We start from the raw sequence: 3,004 nt of genomic DNA on the forward strand, positions 1-3,004 counted from the left end.
TATTCCTTGACATCTTTATAGCTGGCTTTATTAGAAATCTAGCGGGGGTAATTTGGCTTTAACTTGGGCAATAACGGCATCATGTTTCGCTGGATAGAATAATTGGCTACCCAGTTCTTCAACTGTTTCATTCCAAGTAAAACCAGGACCAGCAGTTGCTAACTCAATTAAGATACCACCACGCTCACGGAAATAGAGGGATTTAAAGTAGTCGCGGTCTTTGATCTCACTTGTGCGGTATCCACGTTGTTGAGCAATTTCAAGCCAATATTTCAAGACCTCCTCGTCCGCTACTTCAAAAGCAATATGGTGGACAGTGCCAATTTCCATCTTACCAAAGCTATCGGACGTTTTTCGGATATCTAACCATTCTTTGTGGTCACCGGGCGCTTGTAGGCGAATATATTGATCATCTTCGGCTATTTTGTGCCAACCAAAAATCTGATCGAATAGTTCAACCGTATGACTTGGACGGTGGCTATATAAGATTGCTCCAGCGAAGCCTCGGATAGCTGTTTCAGATGTTATGTCGTCAACGGCGTAGGTATTGGCTTTACCCCAATCCTTTTCAACTAGTTCAATATTTAAGTTGTGGAAATCTTTTACTAGAATGGTTTCATTCGCAAAACGACTACCACGAGAAAATGGGATACCCTTAGCATTTAAACGATCTTGCCAAAAGGCTAGACTGCCGTCTGGAATAGCAAAAGAAGTCGTCGCTACTTGACCATCGCCTAATTGACCAAGGCGATCATTTTCCCATGGGAAGAAGGTAATGATTGTACCAGTATCAGCTTCATTATTGCCAAAATATAAATGATAAGTATAAGGGTCGTCATAGTTGAGAGTTTTCTTAACCAGACGTAAACCTAGGATATCGCGATAAAATTTCAATACTTGGTTAGGGGCACCGACAATAGCTGAAATGTGATGTAGTTTTTGAATAGTTTCTATCATGATACTCCTCCTCGTTTATCTCTAATTCGAAATAATTCTCAAGGCAAGTGTAGCATTATTTCTGATTCGAATCAAGTGAAATTGTGGTATATGGTAATTGCATTCCCGTTTTCGCCGGATGCATTGTGAAGATGATGTAAAGTTATCATAATTAACAAAAAATTTAATTTTATTTGTTAGAATAAGACTGTGACAATGTGAAGAAAAAGCGCGTGGTAATTACAGGAGGAATGGAATGAGTGACTCGTACGAAAATCCGATGACGATGGTAGCATCTGATAAACGTCCATTTGGTTTCCGTGACATTATTGGTTATTTTTTTGGAGACTTTGGTTGTAATCTGAGTTACTCAGTCGTAACTTATTACCTGACAATTTTTTATATGTCTTATATTGGTATAGAAGCGACACATTTTGCAGCCTTGATGATTTTGACACGTGTCTTTGATGCGGTGAATGATCCATTAATTGGCTATTTTTCTGACCGCATCAAACCCTTTAAAGGAAATCGTTATAAAGCTTTTATATTGATTGGAGGACCTCTACTCGCGATTACTTCTGCTTTTATGTACTTTGACACCAGTTCAATGAGCTATGGAGTGAAATTAGCTATTTGCGCGATTTCATACATTGCTTGGGATTTTACTTATACCTTAGTGAATATTCCATATGGCACCCTAAACTCAGTAATAACAGATGCTTCTGATGGGCGTGCGAAACTATCTACTGCCCGTTCAATAGGGGCTGGGGTGGCTAAATTACCAGTAGCCATGATTCCACTCATTGTATACCAAGATAGGCGAGTAGAGGGCCAAGTTGTTTCTCAATTTCAAGGGCAACTCATGTTTCCAGTAATGCTAGGCTTGGGAATTGTTGCTTTGCTTTCATTCTTTTTACTATATTCAAATGTAGAAGAACGGATACAAGTCGACCAAGAACAAATCAAAAATCAACCGTCCATACTGGAAACCTTAAAAATTTTATGTTCAAACCGCGCCCTTATTGCACAAATTATTGCAGGTACGGCACAAACGATATTTATTTATTCTGCATCACAATTACATCAAATGACTTTACAAGTGAAATATAACAATGGCGCATTATTCTCTTGGTTTACTTTAACTGAAATTGCCCCCTTGGCAATCGGCGCTTTATTGATTACACCGCTAGTTCGTAAATTTGGTAAACGCCAAGTCATCATCGTGCCATTAATCGCTAGTTTGGTAATTTATGGCGCAATGTTATTATTTCCAGTAGAAAATGTATATATTTGGATTGCTTTAATGGCCTTAGCGAATATGTTTACATTTGGTTTCCAACTGTTATCATGGTCATGATTTCAGATGCCAGTGACTATAATGAATGGAAACAAGGTTTCCGTTCAGATGGCGCATTATATTCTTCATATATCTTCTGTCGTAAGATCGGGACCGCCTTCTCATCTGCCGCTGTACCGTTATTAATTGCCTTTGCAGCACCTTCATTGGCACTTAATAACGCATCAACTTGGACCGCATCAAATGTGAATGCTATCTATAACATGTCCATTCTATTTCCTTTGTTTGGCTTTGGATTAGTATTCATAGCTTACTTATTGGTATTTAACATCTCAAAAGAAGATTATCATAAAATGCAAAAAGACTTAGGTCATACAATTGATAACGGCTAGTTGAACATATGAATATCAAAGAAAACAATTGATGAACAAACAAGACAAAACCAATAAGAACATCAATTGTCTTCACAAATAAAAGACAGAATTTGATATACTAAGAAAAAGGATGTGAGTGAGACCGTTAAGCTCAACAACTCTGGAAGATTAGTGCGTGACACACAAGGTGTGTCAAAAACTAATCTGAAGAGGACTTGAGCTGGTCGAACGAACTCGACTAAGAAAAAGGGTGTGAGCTTTGGCGCTCAGGCAGGTAACACTGGAAGGAATATGCCGTAGCAAGTTTACTTGCAGCAAGTATTTCTGAAGTGGAGACCGGATTGCCAAAGCGAGCCCGACTAAAAAGGGTGTGAGCGTCGACGCCAAGAAAGGAACC

1 protein-coding gene and 1 pseudogene are annotated in these 3,004 nt (G+C 38.8%); one reads left to right on the forward strand and one right to left on the reverse strand.

Features of this window, described 5'->3' with window-relative positions:
- Positions 1 to 30: 30 nt before the first annotated feature.
- Positions 31 to 957 (reverse strand): VOC family protein, encoded by a 927-nt coding sequence (locus HMPREF3116_RS03550; protein WP_070467825.1) that lies wholly within the window; start codon positions 955 to 957, stop codon positions 31 to 33.
- 265 nt (positions 958 to 1,222) lie between these two features.
- Between HMPREF3116_RS03550 and HMPREF3116_RS03555 the strand changes: the two are divergent.
- Positions 1,223 to 2,625: pseudogene (locus HMPREF3116_RS03555) on the forward strand (MFS transporter).
- Positions 2,626 to 3,004: the final 379 nt, after the last annotated feature.

The organism is Aerococcus sp. HMSC10H05, from assembly GCF_001806975.1.
GTDB classification, from domain to species: domain Bacteria; phylum Bacillota; class Bacilli; order Lactobacillales; family Aerococcaceae; genus Aerococcus; species Aerococcus viridans_B.

Bases quoted from the DNA above. Each gene is read 5' to 3' on its own strand.
- HMPREF3116_RS03550 (WP_070467825.1), bottom strand. From the start codon at position 957: ATGATAGAAACTATTCAAAAACTACATCACATTTCAGCTATTGTCGGT.